Annotated in this window: 1 protein-coding gene; it reads left to right on the forward strand. The window is 57.5% G+C overall.

The genetic code is table 11. The features are described from left to right. Positions 1–79: 79 nt before the first annotated feature. Positions 80–948: bifunctional UDP-sugar hydrolase/5'-nucleotidase (locus tag DYP60_RS13905; RefSeq protein ID WP_476712873.1), on the forward strand; the 869-nt coding region annotated here is incomplete at its 3' end.

The raw sequence follows: 948 nt of genomic DNA on the forward strand, positions 1-948 counted from the left end.
ACCAGCCCCGGCACCAGCCCCGGCACCGGTAGTAGAGGAGCCCAAGGAACTGGTCTACCCCTATGGTGTGCAGGAGATCGTGAAGAATGATGATGGAGCGAAGGTATTCGATCTGTTTATTGTGCATACCAACGACCTGAACGGTAACATTTACAGCGAGAACGGCGGACTTGGGCTTGCAAGGCTGTCCACTGCTCTGAAGGCTGGCCGTGCACTGACCGACAACTGGTTGCTGTTGAACAGCGGCAATGTCGGTGAGATACCGGCTGAGGCTGCGATGCTGGCCGCCGAGGTGGTTGATGAGCTTGGCTACGATGCCTACACCCCACAGGCAGTGCAGCTGGCTACCGGTATAGCCGGGACGAAGAAGGCCCTTCCCCTGAGTGCGAATGCACTGGATGCGAACGGGTATCTGGTTGCCCAGCCATATCAGGTGTACAACTACAATGGCTTCAAGGTCGGTGTGGTAGGTCTGGTGGCCCCGAAGCCGATCCAGGGAGTAAGCTTCACCAGTGACGTGATTCTGGACAATGCACAGTACGCTGTGGACATGGCCCGGGATTATGTTGACTTCATCGTGGTGCTCAGCGACCTTGGCAGCAAGGGCGATCTGACCAGCGAGATGGTGGCGCGGAACATTGACGGCATCGACTTGATTGTCGACGGCAATGGCTCAGCGATGGCCAAGACGGTGAACGGCACCCTGATAGTAAGAGCGGACGAGATGCTGAGAAGCGTTGGCGGCGTGCAGGTGAGCGTAGCGAACGGGAAAGTGAAGAGTGTCTACCCGATGATTCTTCCCGCAGCAGACGTGCTTGACCCTGCGAAGAGCGCAATTGCCAAGGCCTACGAGCCGTTTGCAAGAGCGATGGGCTACACGCTGCAGGTAAGCGTACCTGAGGATCCGGCCATTGTATCGATGATTGGAGCAACCCCGAAGCCGAAGGT

It is taken from the genome of Sphaerochaeta halotolerans (genome assembly GCF_003429665.1).
GTDB lineage: Bacteria > Spirochaetota > Spirochaetia > Sphaerochaetales > Sphaerochaetaceae > Sphaerochaeta > Sphaerochaeta halotolerans.